At 37.3% G+C, this 18,693-nt stretch carries 17 protein-coding genes and 1 other annotated feature; of the genes, 13 read left to right on the top strand and 4 right to left on the bottom strand.

Annotation, left to right across the window (positions count from 1 at the left end; genetic code table 11):
- Positions 1–83 precede the first annotated feature (83 nt).
- Entirely contained in the window at positions 84–785 is a 702-nt protein-coding gene (locus tag IGK91_RS07850; RefSeq protein WP_010718864.1) for a Crp/Fnr family transcriptional regulator, read from the bottom strand.
- A gap of 474 nt (positions 786–1,259) precedes the next feature.
- Here IGK91_RS07850 and arcA point away from each other — a divergent pair, with 474 nt between their 5' ends.
- The 4 genes from arcA to argS all read left to right on the top strand — a co-directional run bounded on the left by arcA (position 1,260) and on the right by argS (position 6,772).
- A complete protein-coding gene (arcA, locus tag IGK91_RS07845; protein WP_010718865.1) occupies positions 1,260–2,489 on the top strand; it encodes an arginine deiminase in 1,230 nt (409 codons plus the stop codon).
- Between the two features lie 88 nt (positions 2,490–2,577).
- Complete coding sequence (argF, locus tag IGK91_RS07840) at positions 2,578–3,597, top strand: ornithine carbamoyltransferase (protein ID WP_010737784.1); 1,020 nt, start codon at positions 2,578–2,580, stop codon at positions 3,595–3,597.
- A 116-nt stretch (positions 3,598–3,713) separates the two neighbouring features.
- Positions 3,714–4,664, top strand: coding sequence for a carbamate kinase (arcC, locus tag IGK91_RS07835; protein WP_010718867.1), 951 nt, complete (start codon positions 3,714–3,716; stop codon positions 4,662–4,664).
- Positions 4,665–4,807: 143 nt separating this feature from the next.
- Positions 4,808–5,007, top strand: a binding site (T-box leader).
- A gap of 73 nt (positions 5,008–5,080) precedes the next feature.
- Positions 5,081–6,772 carry an arginine--tRNA ligase gene (argS, locus tag IGK91_RS07830; protein WP_034866988.1) on the top strand — a complete coding sequence of 564 codons (1,692 nt, stop codon included), beginning with the start codon at positions 5,081–5,083 and terminating at the stop codon, positions 6,770–6,772.
- Between the two features lie 150 nt (positions 6,773–6,922).
- Here the strand turns inward: argS and IGK91_RS07825 are convergent, their stop codons facing one another.
- Positions 6,923–7,402 carry an arginine repressor gene (locus IGK91_RS07825; protein ID WP_010737782.1) on the bottom strand — a complete coding sequence of 160 codons (480 nt, stop codon included), beginning with the start codon at positions 7,400–7,402 and terminating at the stop codon, positions 6,923–6,925.
- Between the two features lie 387 nt (positions 7,403–7,789).
- On the opposite strand from IGK91_RS07825, the gene rpsB reads away from it, so the two are divergent.
- From rpsB to IGK91_RS07785, 8 genes are all read left to right on the top strand, one after another.
- Positions 7,790–8,572, top strand: a complete 783-nt coding sequence (gene rpsB, locus IGK91_RS07820) for a 30S ribosomal protein S2 (protein ID WP_010718870.1) — start codon at positions 7,790–7,792, stop codon at positions 8,570–8,572.
- 96 nt (positions 8,573–8,668) lie between these two features.
- Positions 8,669–9,550 (top strand): translation elongation factor Ts, encoded by an 882-nt coding sequence (gene tsf, locus IGK91_RS07815; RefSeq protein ID WP_010718871.1) that lies wholly within the window; start codon positions 8,669–8,671, stop codon positions 9,548–9,550.
- Between the two features lie 221 nt (positions 9,551–9,771).
- Positions 9,772–10,494, top strand: a complete 723-nt coding sequence (gene pyrH, locus IGK91_RS07810) for a UMP kinase (protein WP_010718872.1) — start codon at positions 9,772–9,774, stop codon at positions 10,492–10,494.
- Between the two features lie 3 nt (positions 10,495–10,497).
- Entirely contained in the window at positions 10,498–11,055 is a 558-nt protein-coding gene (gene frr, locus IGK91_RS07805) for a ribosome recycling factor (protein ID WP_010737781.1), read from the top strand.
- A 229-nt stretch (positions 11,056–11,284) separates the two neighbouring features.
- Positions 11,285–12,094, top strand: a complete 810-nt coding sequence (locus tag IGK91_RS07800; protein WP_010718874.1) for an isoprenyl transferase — start codon at positions 11,285–11,287, stop codon at positions 12,092–12,094.
- Positions 12,091–12,891 carry a phosphatidate cytidylyltransferase gene (locus IGK91_RS07795; protein ID WP_034866992.1) on the top strand — a complete coding sequence of 267 codons (801 nt, stop codon included), beginning with the start codon at positions 12,091–12,093 and terminating at the stop codon, positions 12,889–12,891. Before IGK91_RS07800 ends, IGK91_RS07795 begins: the two co-directional genes overlap by 4 nt.
- A 383-nt stretch (positions 12,892–13,274) precedes the next feature.
- Positions 13,275–14,543: an RIP metalloprotease RseP gene (gene rseP / locus IGK91_RS07790; RefSeq protein WP_181934331.1), complete on the top strand. Its 1,269-nt coding sequence runs from the start codon at positions 13,275–13,277 to the stop codon at positions 14,541–14,543.
- 69 nt (positions 14,544–14,612) lie between these two features.
- Entirely contained in the window at positions 14,613–16,316 is a 1,704-nt protein-coding gene (locus IGK91_RS07785) for a proline--tRNA ligase (RefSeq protein WP_010718877.1), read from the top strand.
- A 197-nt stretch (positions 16,317–16,513) separates the two neighbouring features.
- Here the strand turns inward: IGK91_RS07785 and IGK91_RS07780 are convergent, their stop codons facing one another.
- On the bottom strand, positions 16,514–17,308 hold the full coding sequence (locus IGK91_RS07780) for an SDR family NAD(P)-dependent oxidoreductase (RefSeq protein WP_430605282.1): 795 nt from the start codon (positions 17,306–17,308) through the stop codon (positions 16,514–16,516).
- Positions 17,309–17,324: 16 nt separating this feature from the next.
- Entirely contained in the window at positions 17,325–18,167 is an 843-nt protein-coding gene (locus IGK91_RS07775; RefSeq protein WP_010737777.1) for an aldo/keto reductase, read from the bottom strand.
- 131 nt (positions 18,168–18,298) lie between these two features.
- Between IGK91_RS07775 and IGK91_RS07770 the strand changes: the two genes are divergently transcribed.
- The gene (locus IGK91_RS07770) at positions 18,299–18,664 is read left to right on the top strand and encodes a winged helix-turn-helix transcriptional regulator (RefSeq protein WP_010737776.1); all 366 of its coding nucleotides are present in this window, start codon (positions 18,299–18,301) and stop codon (positions 18,662–18,664) included.
- The last annotated feature ends 29 nt before the right edge of the window (positions 18,665–18,693 follow it).

The following is an 18,693-nucleotide window of genomic DNA, read 5'->3' as shown; positions in this document are numbered from 1 at the left end:
TTTATCTCCTTTACAAATAAATCAGGCTTAGACAAAAAATAAAACATACTAAGATAAGGGCAGCCTCATCTTAGTATGTTTTTTTATTCTCTTAAAGCAGGCGTCACAGCAGTTTTACAAAAAGTAAACCGTTTCTTTTGGTAATCTAATAAACCAGAATCTTTTAACTGTTTGATTACTTGTCCAGCAGTCTCTCTCGTTGTCCCACTATTAACCGCTAATTCTTTTAGTGTGATAGGGTATGGAATTTCGACATGGCCATCTGTGGTTGGTATGCCAAGCTCTTCTTTTAAAATGAATAAGTTTTGTTTCACTCGATCAAAAGCGCTAGAAGTTAAACCGATCTGTATCCGCAGTTCGTGCATCGCTACTACTTTTGAGATTTTATGGATCATATAGAGTAATTGTTTTGGATTGTTTTTCGCAATTTTTTCATAACAAGATACTGGGAAAGAGAAAGTTTCGATGTCTGTCATTGCTTGAGCAGTGTATGAATAAATTCCTTCTTCAAAAATACCAGACATTGGGAAAAGGTTATTTGGATTGACATAATCATAATAATAATAAGTAGCACTTTCATCATATCGTTCTAGACGAACCAATCCTGATGTTAAAATGTAGAGACGTTGTCGTTCATCTCCTTCATCAAATAAAATTTGTCCTTTTTTATAAGAACGAAGGATCGTATGCTCTTTAATGAGCTCAAATTCCTCGTCAGTAAAGTTTTCAAAATCAGGTTGATAGCGTAACTTTGAAAAATGATAATCAATTCTATTTATACGCATAAAACTCCCACTCCTTACTTTCAGCTACATACTATATTGTGACTGGTTTTGGCTTAAATGTAAAGTTTTAACCTAGAAGAAAAATCATGGTTAAAAAAGCAATTTTATTCTTTGTGATCAGTCTTTTTTGTTATTATGAATAATTTATACGGATAGATTGCATAATTCTTTTTAATGATTGGTATTTTTGTATAAAAAACACAATTATTACATAAAGCAAGCGCTATCAACCTTGTGAAATATCGAAAAAGAAAATATTCAAAAATAATTTTTTAATGAATAAATATTTTTTTGAGAGAGTTTTCAGTATAAAAAAAGTGATAAAAGTTAATAAAAAATGTAAAAACGTTTATTTATTTAATTGTCTTCTAATAATGTGAAATTGCTCTCGTTTTAGATGAGAAGAAATTATGAAAGTGGTTACAAAAAGGCGGTATTCTATGTATGTAATCAAAACGAAGGAGGCAACACAACATGGATAAACCTATTCACGTTTTCTCTGAGATAGGGAAGTTAAAGACAGTTTTATTGAAACGACCTGGACAAGAAGTGGAAAATTTAACACCAGATATTATGGACCGTCTGTTGTTTGATGATATTCCATATCTGCCAATCGCACAAGAAGAGCATGACTATTTTGCAAAGACATTGCAAGATGAAGGCGTCGAAACTTTATATCTAGAAAAATTAGCTGCAGAAGCAATTGATGCCGGCAATGTCAAAGAACAATTTTTAAATAAAATGTTAGACGAATCCCACATTGCATCTTCTGCTGTAAGAGATGGTCTTCATGAGTTCCTTCTATCAATGGAAACCCAAGAAATGGTAGATAAAATTATGGCGGGTGTCCGCACGAAAGATATTTCAGTTCGTTCAAACAGTCTGTATGATCTTTCTTCAGATGACGACTATCCATTCTATATGGACCCAATGCCAAACCTTTACTTTACACGTGATCCTTCCGCATCAATGGGAAATGGGATGACTGTTAACATGATGACATTTGAAGCACGTCGTCGTGAATCAATGTTTACTGAATACATCTTGAAACATCACCCACGTTTTGCGAACAAAGGGGTTGAAGTATGGTTAGATCGTGAAAACCCTGATCACATCGAAGGTGGAGATGAATTAATCCTAAGTGACAAAGTCGTCGCTGTAGGTATCTCACAACGAACAAGCGCTAAAGCAATCGAAAAATTAGCACGTAATTTATTTGCTAAACATGCAGGCTTTGAAAAAGTCCTAGCAATCAAGATTCCTAACAATCGAGCAATGATGCATTTAGATACTGTGTTTACCATGGTTGACCATGATAAATTCACGATCCATCCAGCAATCCAAAGTAAAGAAGGAAAAATGGATGTCTTTACGATCGAACAAGCAGGCGATGATATCAAGATCGCTCATTCAGATGACTTACAAGCGTCATTAAAAGCTGCGTTAGGTTTGGATGATTTAGTCTTGATCCCAACTGGTAATGGTGATGCGATCGTTGCTCCTCGTGAACAATGGAATGATGGTTCTAACACCCTGGCAATCGCACCAGGTGTTGTCGTAACGTACAACCGTAACTATGTATCCAATGAATTATTACGTAGCTATGGCATCAAAGTATTGGAAATCAATTCAAGTGAGTTGTCACGCGGTCGTGGTGGTCCACGCTGCATGAGCCAACCATTAGTACGTGAAGATTTAAAATAATATGAATGCTAGTGGCAGTCTAACTGTCAGCTGCCACTAGATTTCCTCTTTAAAACAAAAACAAACAACCTAAAGGAGAATTTTAGTTATGAAAGAGTCAGTATTTCAAGGAAGAAGTTTATTAGCAGAAAAAGATTTTACAAAAGAAGAATTGCAATATCTAATCGATTTTTCTGAGCACTTAAAAGATTTGAAAAAACGTGGCATTCCACATCACTACTTAGAAGGTAAAAACATTGCACTTTTATTTGAAAAAACGTCTACTCGTACACGTGCAGCTTTTACAACTGCAGCAATCGATTTAGGTGCGCATCCTGAATATCTAGGTGCCAATGATATCCAATTAGGTAAAAAAGAATCAACAGAAGATACAGCTAAAGTATTAGGTCGAATGTTTGACGGAATTGAGTTCCGCGGCTTTAGCCAAAAAATGGTGGAAGAACTAGCAGAATTTTCTGGTGTTCCAGTATGGAATGGCTTAACAGACGAATGGCATCCAACACAAATGATCGCAGATTTCTTAACAATCCAAGAAAACTTTGGAACAGTTGAAGGAATCACAGTGGCGTATTGTGGTGACGGACGTAACAACATGGCGAACTCTTTACTTGTGACTGGGGCTATTTTAGGTGCAAACATGCGTATCGTAGCACCAAAAGAATTACAACCAGAAGAAGAAATCGTCAAAATGGCAGAAGAATTTGCTGCTAAATCTGGTTCACAATTAATGATCACTGATGACGTGGATAAAGGTGTTGACGGTGCTGACGTACTTTATTCAGATGTTTGGGTATCAATGGGTGAAGAAGATAAATTTGAAGAACGAATCAAATTGTTGAAACCTTACCAAATCAACATGGAAATGATCGAAAAAACGCACAATACTGACCGTTTGATTTTCTTACATTGCTTACCAGCGTTCCATGATACAAACACAATCTATGGTGAACAAATGAAAGAACGCTTCGGCATTACTGAGATGGAAGTTACTGATGAAGTCTTCCGCAGTAAATATGCACGTCAATTCGACCAAGCAGAAAACCGCATGCACTCAATCAAAGCGATCATGGCAGCAACACTTGGTAACTTGTTTATTCCTCGTGTGTAACGGTTAATCACATTCATCTCAAGAACAAAACGAGTCAGCTTTAATGTACCTCATCATGGGCTGGCTTGTTTTGTCATTGAGAAAATTCAGAACTCTCTGGAGAAAGGAAGACAAATATGGCAAATCGTAAAGTAGTTGTCGCATTAGGTGGTAATGCGATTTTATCAACAGATGCAAGTGCAAAAGCACAACAAGAGGCATTGATGGAAACAGCAAAATACTTAGTAAAATTCATTGAACAAGGGGATGAGTTGATCATTTCTCACGGGAATGGACCACAAGTAGGGAATTTGCTGATCCAACAACAAGCAGCTGACTCAGAAAAGACACCAGCGATGCCTTTAGATACTTGTGTTGCAATGACAGAAGGATCAATTGGGTATTGGTTACAAAATGCAATGGGTGAAGTATTGAAAGAAAAAGGCATCGATAAAGATGTGGTTTCACTTGTTACGCAAGTCATCGTTGATGAAAACGATCCATCATTTAAAAACCCAAGCAAACCAGTAGGACCATTCTATACCGAAGAAGAAGCCAATGAACAAATGAAAGCTGATTCAACAGTAACCTTTAAAGAAGATGCTGGTCGTGGCTGGCGTAAAGTAGTGGCTTCTCCTAAACCAATTTCAATTAAAGAAGCACGAGTGATTGAAACGCTAGTAGAACAAGGCGTGATTACAGTCTCTGTTGGTGGTGGTGGAATTCCTGTTGTGGAAACGGCAACTGGTTTAGAAGGTAGAGAAGCGGTTATCGATAAAGATTTTGCTTCTGAAAAATTAGCGGAAATTATCGATGCAGATCTATTGATCGTTTTAACTGGAGTAGATAATGTTTATGTAAATTATCAAAAACCAGATCAAAAGAAACTAGAAACTGTTTCAGTTTCAGAAATGAAGCAATACATTGATGAAAATCAATTTGCACCAGGAAGTATGCTGCCAAAAGTCGAAGCGGCAATTGCCTTTGTTGAGGCAAAACCAAAAGCTAAAGCGATTATTACTTCTTTAGAAAATATCGAGAACCTTCTCGCATCTGAAGAAGGAACGATCATCGTAGCGGATAACTAAGAATTCTTTTTCTTAGGAGATGAACTATGTTAAAAAGTGTCCAGTTGGTATTTCTTCTCCTTTAGACCTTCTGGACATTTTTTATAAGAAATCCCTAGCCAGCAGTTTTTTTTTCTGCTATAATTCAATTAATATAATAATTTCATAGTTTGTTGAACAAGAGAGTAATTGTATTTACTTGATCAAAGCGAGTTTGGGTGTGGTGAAAGCCAAACGAGAGGATACAATGAAGCGCACTTGGAGAACTCTGTCTAAGACAGACGGCTATCAACCGATATCAGATGAAGCTGGTCCTAGCAAATAGGACAACTGGAGTGGTACCGCGGGATATCTCGTCTCTAGTGATCATAGTTATCTATGATCACTAGAGATTTTTTTGTTTTCAGCAAACAAAAGTATTTATAGGAGGAATGTAAATGAATAACAAAGATATTGTATCAAAAGCGATCTATGACGTTGTCAAAGACGATCTTACAATGGAACAAGTAGAAAAACTATTAGAAAATCCAAAATCTGCAGACCATGGGGATGTAGCCTTTCCTGCCTTTTCATTAGCGAAAATCTATCGAAAAGCCCCTCAACAAATTGCAGCTGACCTAGCAGAAAAAATCGATTCAACAAACTTTGAAAAAATCGAAGTGGTTGGTCCTTACTTAAACTTCTTTATGAATAAAGCGATGATCAGTAAAGAAGTTTTGGCTTCTGTCGTGAAAGAAAAAGAACATTATGGCGACAGCTCCATCGGAAATAACGGAAACGTACCAATCGATATGTCTTCTCCTAATATTGCAAAGCCGATTTCAATGGGGCATTTGCGTTCTACAGTTATCGGGAACTCCATCGGATTTATCATGGAAAAATTAGGCTACAACCCGATTCGTATCAATCATTTAGGAGATTGGGGCACACAGTTTGGGAAACTGATTGTGGCTTATAAAAAATGGGGTTCAGAAGAAGCAGTACGTTCTGAACCAATCAATGAATTGTTGCGTCTGTATGTTCAATTCCATGAAGTGGCTGAAACAGAACCAGAATTGAATGATGAAGCACGTTCATGGTTTAAACGTTTGGAAGAAGGCGACAAAGAAGCCATTGAATTATGGCAATGGTTCCGCGACGAATCTATGAAAGAGTTCAATAAAATCTACGATCTATTAGAAGTTCGTTTTGATTCTTTAAATGGTGAAGCTTTCTATAACGATAAAATGGATGAAATCGTAGAACTTTTAGAAGAAAAACATTTATTGCAAGCAGATAAAGGTGCTGAAATCGTTGACTTATCAGCTTATGATTTGAACCCAGCGTTGATCAAGAAATCAGATGGTGCAACACTTTATATCACTCGTGATTTAGCAGCAGCTCTTTACCGCAAACGCACCTATGATTTTAAACAATCATTGTATGTTGTCGGAAACGAACAAAGTTATCACTTCAAACAATTGAAAGCTGTTCTTAAAGAATTAGGCTTTGATTGGTCAGATGATATGCATCACATCCCATTCGGATTGATTACTCAAGGTGGTAAAAAACTATCAACACGTAAAGGGAAAATTGTTTTACTTGAAGAAGTGCTAAATGAAGCCATTGACTCTGCTAAAGAACAGATCAGTGAGAAAAATCCTGATTTAGAAAATAAAGATGTGGTAGCTAAACAAGTCGGTGTTGGCGCAGTTATCTTCCATGATTTAAAAAACGATCGCCTAAATACATTTGACTTTAATTTAGAAGAAGTTGTCCGTTTCGAAGGTGAAACAGGACCTTATGTACAATATACACATGCTCGTGCTGTCAGCTTGTTAGCAAAAGCCGACTTTACGCCATCGGCAGATCAAGAATACGCCTTGAATGATGAAAACAGCTGGGAAGTTGTAAAATTGATTCAAAAATACCCAGAAACTGTTTTACAAGCAGGTGAAAAATACGAACCGTCTATTATTGCGAAACATGCAATCAAGTTAGCTCAAGCATTTAATAAATATTATGCACATACTAAAATTTTAGTTGAAGATGACCAAAAAGAAGCGCGTTTAGCATTAGTTTATGCTGTAACAGTCTTGTTAAAAGAAGATTTACGTTTGCTTGGCTTACACGCACCAGATAAAATGTAAGAAAAGTAACGTACACAAATAAACCGTCCCTTACGAAAGGCTTACTTATAATAGTAGCTTTCGTGAGGGTCGGTTTATTTTATATAGAAGTGATTGGGACAGATATCATCCATTCATTGATTCATGCTGCGTTGATTAAATTTAGTTGGCTTAAAAAAGTGTTGTTTCTTTGGGAGCATGTAAGAAGGCTTCCACCAATTTTGCTTCTTCTTCATCTTTGGAAATGATAATGGTTGTATCGAACCCGGCAATCGTACTGACGATATGAGGTGGTTTGATATCGTCTAAAACGGCAGCGAAAAGATGTGCGTTGTCTGGTAAGGTATGGACGACCGTCAGAAAATGGACCCGTTCCACTTTTAACACGATGTCTTCGATCATTTGGACTAACCGTTTTTCATCATCTGTTTTTGCTTCGAGTCCTTTTTTTCCTTGAAAAAGAACAAAATGGGAAACGCCATTTTCATCTGGTACTTTTACGATTTTTAAGTCACGAATATCTCTGGAAATCGTAGCTTGTGTCGCTGTCACACCATAATTCTCCAGTTTGGCCAAGAGTTCTTCTTGTGTACGGATCGTAAATTCCCCGATCACTTGTTTAATAAGTAAATGTCGCTCAGATTTACGCATATTCTTTCTCCTTTACGAAAGATTTCACATGTATCATATCAAAAAAAAATCGAGTTGCCCAATATTATTCTGATTTATGAGATAACTCTAGGAATTATGATCATTTGTTAATGAGAGAGTAAAGCATAAAAGATGAGAATAAATGCAGAGGCAACTAGAGATTTCTCTTGATATTTACTAGCAAGTCAGGTAAAATATTGAATGTTGAGCAAGAATGTCTCTTTAGCTATTGCTATACAGGTAGGTTACTTGTATAATGTTTGAAGATGCTTTTTGTATCAATAAATCCACATTCCTGTTGGATCGTTGATAGGTGCTTGAAAAAGTTTGTCAGCGAGGTGAAAGACAGGGAGAGGAAAAATAAAAACCAAATCGGAGGAAACAAAAATGGCAGTAATTTCAATGAAACAATTACTAGAAGCCGGCGTACATTTTGGTCACCAAACTCGTCGCTGGAACCCAAAAATGAAGAAATATATCTTCACAGAAAGAAACGGAATCTACATCATCGACTTACAAAAAACTGTTAAGTTAGTAGATGCAGCTTATGACTACATGAAGAGCGTTGCAGAAGAAGGCGGCGTGGCTTTATTCGTAGGTACGAAAAAACAAGCACAAGAAGCAATCAAAGATGAAGCAACACGTGCTGGACAATACTTTGTAAACCATCGTTGGTTAGGTGGAACATTGACTAACTGGGATACAATCCAAAAACGTATCAGCCGTTTGAAACAAATCAATGCAATGGAAGAAGATGGAACTTTTGAAGTTCTACCTAAAAAAGAAGTTGCTGGTTTGAACAAACAACGTGAACGTCTTGAAAAATTCTTGGGTGGTATCGCTGATATGCCAAGAATTCCAGATGTAATGTACATCGTTGACCCACGTAAAGAGCGCATTGCTGTTCAAGAAGCGCATAAATTAAATATCCCAATCGTAGCTATGGTTGATACAAACTGCGACCCAGACGAAATCGACGTAGTTATCCCTTCAAATGACGATGCAATCCGTGCCGTTAAATTGATTACTTCAAAAATGGCTGATGCATTTATCGAAGGTAACCAAGGGGAAGACCAAGTAGTTGAAGAAGACTTTGTAGTAGAAAACAATGCTACTTCAATCGAAGAAATCGTTGACGTTGTAGAAGGCGACAACACTTCAGCAGAATAATTTTTAAATGATGGAGCTGTTTCAAAGGCTAGGCGACAAGCCTCACTCTCCTTTGAAACAGCTTTTTTTAAAAAGAAACTATAGGAGGATACAATAATGGCAGACGTAACAGCTAAAATGGTAAAAGAACTACGCGAAATGACAGGCGTAGGTATGATGGATGCGAAAAAAGCATTAGTTGAAGTAGAAGGCGATATGGAAAAAGCAGTAGATCTTTTACGTGAAAAAGGAATGGCTAAAGCAGCTAAGAAAAATGATCGTATTGCAGCTGAAGGATTAGCTTCAGTAGCAATCAAAGGAAATACTGCAGCAATCGTTGAAGTTAACTCAGAAACAGACTTTGTTTCTAAAAACGAAATGTTCCAAGATCTAGTGAAAGAAATCGCTGAACTTGTTGCAGAAAACAAACCTGCAGACATGGAAGCTGCAATGAAGATCAAAACAGAAAAAGGTACGATCGAATCTGACTTGATCGAAGCAACACAAGTAATCGGAGAAAAAATCAGCTTCCGTCGTTTTGAAGTAGTTGAAAAAGAAGATAACGCTGCTTTCGGTGGTTACTTACACATGGGCGGACGTATCGCTGTATTGACTGTTTTAGATGGAACAACTGATGAATCTGTAGCAAGAGACGTTGCTATGCACGTAGCTGCAATCAATCCTCGCTATGTAAACGAAACTCAAATTCCTGAAGCTGAATTAGAACATGAAAAAACTGTTCTTACAGAACAAGCTTTAAACGAAGGTAAGCCTGCTAATATCGTTGAAAAAATGGTAGAAGGACGCTTGAAGAAATTTAAAGCAGAAATCGCTTTGGTTGACCAACCATTCGTTAAAGATCCTGATATGACTGTTGAAAAATATGTTGCTTCTAAAGGTGCTACAGTGAAAACTTTTGTACGCTTTGAAGTTGGCGAAGGAATCGAAAAACGCGAAGACAACTTTGTTGAAGAAGTTATGAACCAAGTGAAAAAATAATTCTGAAAATTGAGTATATGTTATCTAATGTTGATTCATTTTGCGAGTCACTTTTTAAATGTTGGATCAACATTAGATAGTATGCTTATTTGGAATTAAAAAGGAGCAGCGACGTATGTCACAGCTCTTTTTTTTAGGCATAGGTACAAATAGTTAGACTTTTAGTGGCTAAATTACCTGAATATGGTAAAATAGCAATAGAAAATATTGGAGGAATGAACATGGTCACACCGAAATATCAGCGTGTTGTCTTAAAATTAAGTGGAGAAGCTTTAGCTGGGAATGAAGGCTTTGGAATTAAACCGCCTGTTATTAAAGAAATCATCCAAGAAATCAAAGAAGTACACGAATTAGGCGTTGAAATGGCTATCGTGGTAGGCGGCGGCAATATTTGGCGCGGACAAATCGGTGCTCAGATGGGAATGGAACGTGCTCAAGCTGATTACATGGGGATGCTGGCAACTGTAATGAATGCTTTAGCGTTGCAAGATACTTTGGAAAATGTTGGTGTGCCAACACGTGTCCAAACATCAATCGAAATGCGACAAATTGCTGAACCATATATTCGCAGAAAAGCAGAACGTCATTTAGAAAAAGGCCGAATCGTGATTTTTGCAGGTGGAACTGGGAATCCATACTTTTCAACAGACACCACTGCAGCATTACGCGCAGCTGAGATTGGCGCTGATGTTATTTTAATGGCTAAAAACAATGTTGATGGTGTTTATTCAGCTGATCCAAAATTAGATTCAAATGCTGTGAAATTTGAAGAATTGACTCATTTAGAAGTGATTGCAAAAGGGTTGCAGGTAATGGACTCTACCGCTAGCTCACTAAGCATGGACAATGACATCCCATTGCTTGTCTTTAATTTAAATGAACATGGAAATATCCGTCGTGCAATCTTAGGCGAAAATATCGGAACAACTGTAAGGGGGAAATAAAAAATGGCAGATGCAATTATGACAGAAGCAAAAGAAAAGATGCAAAAAGCAGCACAAAATTTACAACGTGAGCTTGGACAAATTCGTGCAGGACGTGCCAATGCAAGTTTACTTGATCGAATCACAGTTAATTATTATGGTGCACCAACACCTTTGAACCAAATGGCTTCAATTCAAATCCCGGAAGCACGTGTTTTAATGATCACTCCATTTGATAAGAGCATTTTACAAGATGTTGAAAAAGCAATTATGGCAAGTGATATTGGAATCAGTCCAACCAATGATGGGAATGTCATTCGTTTAATTATTCCTCAATTAACTGAAGAACGTCGTAAAGAATTAGCAAAAGATGTAAAAAAAGAAGCAGAAAATGCGAAAATCGCTGTTCGTAACATTCGTCGTGATGCAATTGATGAATACAAAAAACAACAAAAAAATGGCGATATCACAGAAGATGATCTACGTGGATTAGAAAAAGAAGTACAAAAACTAACCGATGAAAGCATCAAAGAAGTAGATAAAATCGCTAGTGACAAAGAACAAGAATTACTGGATGTTTAATCATAAAGCTTGGTAGAATCAGTCTTTTATCAATGCCGTTTATGTATTTTTACACCTACTAAAAAGCCTTGGACGATTTCTTGTCCTAGGCTTTTTTTATAGCAAAAGTTAAAAAATAAGAAAAAAGTCGTAGAAATAACTAAAAAAAGTAATCCAGCATAGGAAATCACGTGATAAATTGATATAATACTAAAGATAGTGGTAACTTTTAAGTATAGGAGGAAAAAGAATGTTACGTTTTTTTCCGCAAAAAAACAAGTATATTCAAGAAAAAAGTGATTTTCATTTTGCGGCTGAAGGTCCCATTCCTCAGCATATCGCAATCATTATGGACGGAAATGGTCGTTGGGCCCAAAATCGACGTTTACCTCGAGTTGCTGGACATAAAGAAGGGATGGAGACAGTTAAAAAAGTAACCAAACAAGCTTCTCGTTTAGGTGTGAAAGTTTTAACCCTCTATGCTTTTTCAACAGAAAATTGGAAACGACCAAAAGATGAAGTCCGTTTTTTGATGCAACTTCCAGTGGATTTTTTTGATACATTTGTTCCAGAATTGATCAAAGAAAACGTTCAGGTTCGTGTCATGGGCTATGAAGAAGTATTACCTGAACATACACAAGATGCTGTTCGTCGAGCAATTGAGCAAACAAAAGATAATACTGGAATGATCCTTAACTTTGCTTTGAATTATGGAAGCAGAGCAGAGATTGTGACAGCAGTCAAAAAAATTGCTGAAGAAGTCAAAAATGAAGAAACTGCGATTGAAGCTATTGACGAAGAACTGATTGCAGATCATCTCATGACTGGTTTTTTGCCAACCGAATGGCGGGATCCTGAATTGGTTATTCGAACAAGTGGGGAAGAAAGAATTAGTAACTTCTTGCTTTGGCAACTTGCATACAGCGAATTGTATTTCACAAAAGCTTTGTGGCCTGATTTTGATGGGGCGCATCTAGAAGAAGCAATCGCAGCATTTCAAAACAGAGACCGTCGTTTCGGTGGCGTGAAGAAAACAGAGAAAGAAGGAGATCAGTCATGAAGCAACGAGTGATCACAGCTGCTATTGCCCTGGTCCTATTTATACCAATTATATGGATCGGTGGAATCACAATCGAATTTGTAGCAGCTTTGTTAGCAGTCGTCGGTGTCTATGAGTTATTCCGTATGAAGGGCTTGACGTTGTTAAGTTTTGAAGGAATATTATCAGCGATTGGAGCAGTTATTTTAGTTCTACCAAAAGAACGTTGGTTTTTCTTTTTACCGGAGAAGACAAGCACGTTTATGCTCTTTTACTTGATCGTCATGATCTTGTTAGGGACATCAGTTATTTCAAAGAATACTTATACGATTGATGAGGCGGGATTCCCGGTAATTACTAGTTTATATGTAGGTATTGGATTTCAAAATTTCGTCAATGCAAGAACAGAAGGTTTGGCAGTCTTGCTCTTTGGATTATTTGTCGTTTGGGCAACTGATATCGGTGCTTATATGGTTGGAAGACAATACGGAAAACATAAGTTAAGTCCAGATGTTTCACCGAATAAAACAATCGAAGGAGCATTAGGTGGTATTACTAGTGCATTAGTCGTTGCTTTGTTGTACTTCTTGTTCTATCCAGCCAAAGAATTATTTGGACATGGGCTGTTCTTCATGCTCCTTGTAACGATGCTCTTATCGATCGTGGGACAATTTGGTGATCTCGTTGAATCTTCGATCAAACGTCACTACGATGTCAAAGATTCTGGGAATATCTTACCAGGGCATGGCGGGATACTAGATCGTTTTGATAGTTTGCTTTTTGTCTTTCCAATCATGCATTTATTTGGATTGATCTAGTGATCATCAAAGACTTGAATGAGCACTTGCCCAATCGTCTACTCATTTATAAATAACAATAGTTTAATAGTATGTCAATGAGTTGTTAGCTAAATATGGGCATGGGAATGAAGCATTATCTTTTTTCAAATCAATATGCGAACTTTATGTTCACATATTACTCAAAAAAGAATACGTGGTGTCTTAGAAGTTGTTCGTTCAGAAAATAAGCCGAATAATCCAGAAGAAAAATAGTTTTGGATTATTCGGCTTATTTCTAAAAATTGATTATTTCCAGCGCCACCTCTTTTCTTTAAAAAAACTAGGGCTATTGGTGAATAGCTATTAATATGGTAAAATTAAGATGTTTTATTTAACCTAAAAAAAGTAAAGGAGAATGTAAAATGAAAACAATTATTACATTTATTATTGTTTTTGGCATTTTGGTCATTGTTCATGAACTTGGACACTTCTTCTTTGCGAAACGATCAGGAATTCTCGTTCGAGAGTTTGCAATTGGTATGGGACCCAAAATCTATGGGCATCAAGCTAAGGACGGAACTACCTATACACTACGTTTATTGCCAATCGGAGGTTATGTGAGGATGGCAGGAAACGGGGACGATGAAACAGAGATGGCTCCGGGAATGCCGTTATCTCTTTTATTAAATTCTGATGGTATCGTAGAGAAAATCAATTTAAGTAAAAAAGTACAGCTTACAAATAGTATCCCGATGGAATTGATTCGTTATGATCTTGAAGAAGAATTAACGATTACTGGCTATGTCAATGGCGAGGAAGAACAAGAAGTGACTTATTCTGTCGCGCATGATGCTTCGATCATTGAAGCCGATGGCACAGAACTTCGAATCGCTCCAAAAGACGTGCAGTTCCAATCAGCCAAATTATGGCAACGGATGTTGACGAATTTCGCAGGACCAATGAATAATTTCTTGTTAGCTATTTTGTTATTTATTCTGCTTGCTTTTATGCATGGCGGAGTTCAAGTCACTAACACGAACCAAATTGGCGAAGTCTTACCTAATGGTGCAGCACAAACTGCTGGTTTAAAAGAAAATGATAAAATCTTGGAGATCAATGGTAATGCCATTCATTCTTGGGGAGATCTAACGGCTACGATCACCGAGAATCCTGGGAAAAAACTCAGTGTTGAAGTCGAGCGCAATGGACAGAAACAAACCCTTTCAGTAACACCAGGCGTGGTAGAATCGAATGGAAAAAAATATGGGCAATTAGGAATCAAAGCACCAATGAAAACGGGATTTTTTGACAAAATCATTGGAGGAACACAACAAGCTTTCAGTAGTTCATTAGAAATTTTTAAAGCACTAGGCTCATTATTTACAAACTTTAGTTTAAATAAATTGGGCGGTCCTGTAATGATGTTCCAATTATCTTCAGAAGCTGCAGATCAAGGAATATTAACGGTCATTAGCTTGATGTCCATTCTTTCGATGAATTTGGGAATCGTTAACTTATTACCAATTCCAGCGCTTGACGGAGGAAAGCTTGTCTTGAACGTCGTGGAAGGGATTCGTGGAAAACCAATCAGCCAAGAAAAAGAAGGCTTTATCACATTAGCAGGCTTCGGTTTATTGATGCTTTTAATGGTATTAGTCACATGGAATGATATCCAACGATTCTTTTTCTAGAAAAAGTTTATAAATAGGGTATAATTACAAATGATAAATGATTATATGAGAAATGAAGGAGTATATAGAATGAGACAATCAAAAATGTTGATTCCAACATTACGAGAAGTTCCAAATGATGCAGAAGTACTAAGTCATCAAATTTTATTAAGAGCAGGGTATATTCGCCAAGTTTCAGCTGGTATTTATTCTTATTTGCCTCTTGCTAATCGTGTATTGGAAAAATTAAAAACGATCATGCGTGAAGAATTTGAAAAGATTGGCGCTGTCGAAATGTTGATGCCAGCTCTCTTACCTGCGGAATTGTGGGAAGAATCTGGTCGTTATGAAACTTACGGCCCAAATTTATATCGTCTCAATGATCGTAATGATCGCAAAATGATCTTAGGTCCAACTCATGAAGAAACATTTACTGAATTGATTCGCAATGAAGTCAATTCCTATAAAAAATTGCCGTTGAACCTTTACCAAATCCAGACAAAATATCGTGATGAAAAACGTCCACGGTTTGGGTTATTACGTGGCAGAGAATTTATTATGAAAGATGCTTACTCTTTCCATTCATCAGAAGAAAGTTTAGATGAAGCGTATAAAGATTATGAAAAAGCATATACTGAGATTTTCAAACGTTGTGGGTTAGATTTCCGAGCAATCATTGGTGATGGTGGCGCAATGGGTGGTAAAGATTCAAAAGAATTCATGGCGATCTCAGAAATCGGTGAAGATACGATCTGTTACTCAACAGAAAGCGATTATGCCGCTAACTTAGAAATGGCGACAAGTTATTATGTCCCTAAAAAATCACATGAAACACAACTTGAATTAGAAAAAATTGCGACACCAGATGTAAAAACGATTGAAGAAGTAGCGAACTTCTTTGAAACTGAACCACAAAAAATCATCAAATCTGTTTTATTTATGGCTGACGAAAACCCAGTATTGGTATTAGTACGTGGGGACCACGATGTCAATGATGTGAAACTGAAAAACTTTTTAGCGGTTGATTTCTTAGAAGAAGCAACAGAAGAAGATGCTCAAAAATACCTAGGAGCAGATTTCGGCTCTGTTGGTCCAATCGGTGTAGCAGAAGAAGTAAAAGTCTACGCTGATCGTCATGTCCAAGACTTAGCGAACGCTATTACTGGAGCGAATGAAACTGGGTTCCATTATGTGAATGTCAACCCAGAACGAGATTTTGAAGTGATCTCATATGAAGACCTTCGCTTTGTTCAAGAAGGAGATCCATCACCTGATAATAATGGTGTATTGGCATTTACACGTGGAATCGAAATCGGACATATCTTTAAATTAGGCACACGCTATAGTGAATCAATGGGCGCAACCGTATTAGATGAAAATGGACGTGAAAAATTTGTCATTATGGGTTGTTACGGAATTGGCGTAAGTCGTCTGCTTTCAGCAATCGTTGAACAAAATTCAGATGAAAATGGCATTAACTGGCCTAAAGGAATCGCGCCTTTTGATTTACATGTTGTTCAAATGAATCTAAAAGACGAAAACCAAACGAACTTAACCGAAGAAGTCGAACAAACGATGTTAGCTGCTGGTTATCAAGTACTCGTTGACGATCGTAATGAGCGTGCAGGTGTGAAATTTGCAGATTCCGATTTAATTGGCTGTCCAATTAGAATTACAGTAGGTAAAAAAGCGGTGGATGGTATCGTTGAAGTCAAAATTAAGAAAACTGGGGAAATGGTTGAAGTTCGCAAAGAAGAGCTAGCAAATACGTTACCCATTCTTTTAAATCAATAAAATACAGTTAAGAAAGAAAATTCTTGCTTGAAATGAAAGACAAGCCTAACGAATAGTTAGGCTTGTCTTTTTTCTAATGAGACTGAGGCAAGTCTTGGCTCGGTATCCTTCGTTTTTTTGTTTCTTACATTTGTTCGAATGAAAAATCATACTGGCTCTTTAGTAAGAAGAAATTGATTTGTGTTACAAAATCGTTCTTAATAAATTGTTGGCACCAATCCTCCATCAAGTCGCAAGGCAGCGCCAGAAAAAGAAGTTGTATAGGGGCTAGAAACAAATGCAACAAAACGCCCGATTTCTTCTGGTCGGATCAAGCGTTGGATCTGTGAGAGTGGACGATGATTTTTCATAAAATCTTGTTCCCATTCAGATTCAGGCAATTGGCTGTCTGCGTACATTGTTGTTAACATTTCTTGAACGCCCTCTGTCAAGGTGGAGCCAGGCAAGATCGTGTTGACGGTCACTTGAGAGCCAACAGTCAATTTGGATAAACTTTTTGCTAAAGAAAGATTCATCGTTTTGGTCATACTGTATTGAGCCATTTCACCTGAAGGCATCACTGCTTCTTCACTCGCAATAAAAAGGATACGACCAAAATCTTGCTTCAACATTTTAGGTAAATAATTTTTGGCTAATGCATTTCCAGCAAGTACATTGACTTGGAAAAAATGTTCCCAAATATCATCTGTGATAGCTAAATAATCCATCGGTTCAAAAATCCCCATATTATTGATCAAAATATCTACTGTAGGAAATTGCGTAAACAGTTCTTGCCGTGCTTCTGGATCTGCTAAATCAAATGGCGCACGCTGAGGGTTAGTTTGGGGGGATTTTTCTTTTAATTCAATGACCACTTGATCAACAAGCAGTGCGTGACGACCATTGATGATGACATCTGCACCTTCTTTTGCCAATTCAATCGCAATGGCCTTTCCGATGCCTTTCGTTGAGCCAGTGACTAACGCAACCTTATGAGATAAACCTAGTTCCATCTTACATCTTCCTCCTTTATTTAAAATCGAATGTATCAGGATTTGGTCCTACCCGAAAATGATCGTTCAGTGCATTCAAAACCGTCATTTCATCTTCAGAAAGAACGAAATCAAAAATGTCAGCATTACTTTTCATTCGTTCGGGCTTAACTGACTTGACCACTAATAAGATGTCTTGCTGGACATCCCAACGTAAGATTACTTGGGCTGGAGTAATATGATGCGCTTCAGCAATCTCTACTATAGTTGGGTGATTCAATAGTTTCCCTTGCATCAAAGGGGACCACGCTTGGATCTTTATTGCATGTTTTGCGCAGAAATTGCGTAGTTCAATTTGAGATAACTTTGGATGTAGTTCCACTTGGTTGAGAACGGGAATGACATTCGCATGTGTCAATAATTTTTCTAAATGAGTGATTTGAAAATTGCTAACACCAATCGCTTTGATTTTCCCCGCTTGATATAATTGTTCCAAAGCACGCCAAGACTCTAAGAAAGCATCTTCGCCAGGCCAATGGATTAAATAAAGATCTAGATAGTCTAGTCCTAGACGTGCTAAACTGGTTTCAAAAGCTTGGATCGTTTCGTCATAGGTTAAATGATCGTTCCAGACTTTGGAGGTTACGAATAGTTCTTCTCGAGAAATTCCAGCAGCTTTCAGCCCTTCTTTGATTCCGATTCCTGTACCAATTTCATTATCATATATTTGAGCAGTATCAATCAATCGATAGCCCTTTACAATGCCTGCTTTGACTACTTCAGCAGTTTGGGTATCAGGGATTTGAAAGACACCAAGTCCTATCCCTGGAATTTCTATTTGGTTATTTAACATGATTCGATCATTCAATGAATGGATCATCTATACTCCTCCTTTAATTTTCAATAGATATAATGTATACTAGATAGGCTCTAATAGATAGTACCTACTTTATTGTGCTATAGTGTCTAAAAAGTAACTATTGGATAGTAAAAGGATTTTAGGAGGGAAATATGATTGAAAAAACGTATAATATTGGTGTAGAAGCCACGATGGATGTTATCGGTGGAAAATGGAAACCGATTATTTTATGCAACCTGCGTCACAGTCCGCTTCGTCCCAGCGACTTAAAACGAAAAATTCCTAATCTTAGCCAAAAGATGTTGACTCAACAATTGCGTGAATTAGAAGCAGACGGTATTGTTGTACGAACCTCATATCATCAGGTTCCACCAAAAGTTGTTTATTCCTTAAGTGAATATGGCCAAACATTAAGTAGTGTGTTAGATGCGTTATGTGATTGGGGCGAACTGCATGTTACTACGTTGCAAGAGCAAGGAGTACCAATCAGCTTACGTTGTGAGGATTCATTTAGCTAAGTAATCAACGATTTAGAACGAGAAAGAAA

The organism is Enterococcus sp. DIV1208, from assembly GCF_050530455.1.
Taxonomy (GTDB): Bacteria; Bacillota; Bacilli; order Lactobacillales; family Enterococcaceae; genus Enterococcus_B; species Enterococcus_B hirae.
Note: the sequence above shows the minus strand (reverse complement) of the source record. Positions and strands in the feature narration are given on the sequence as shown.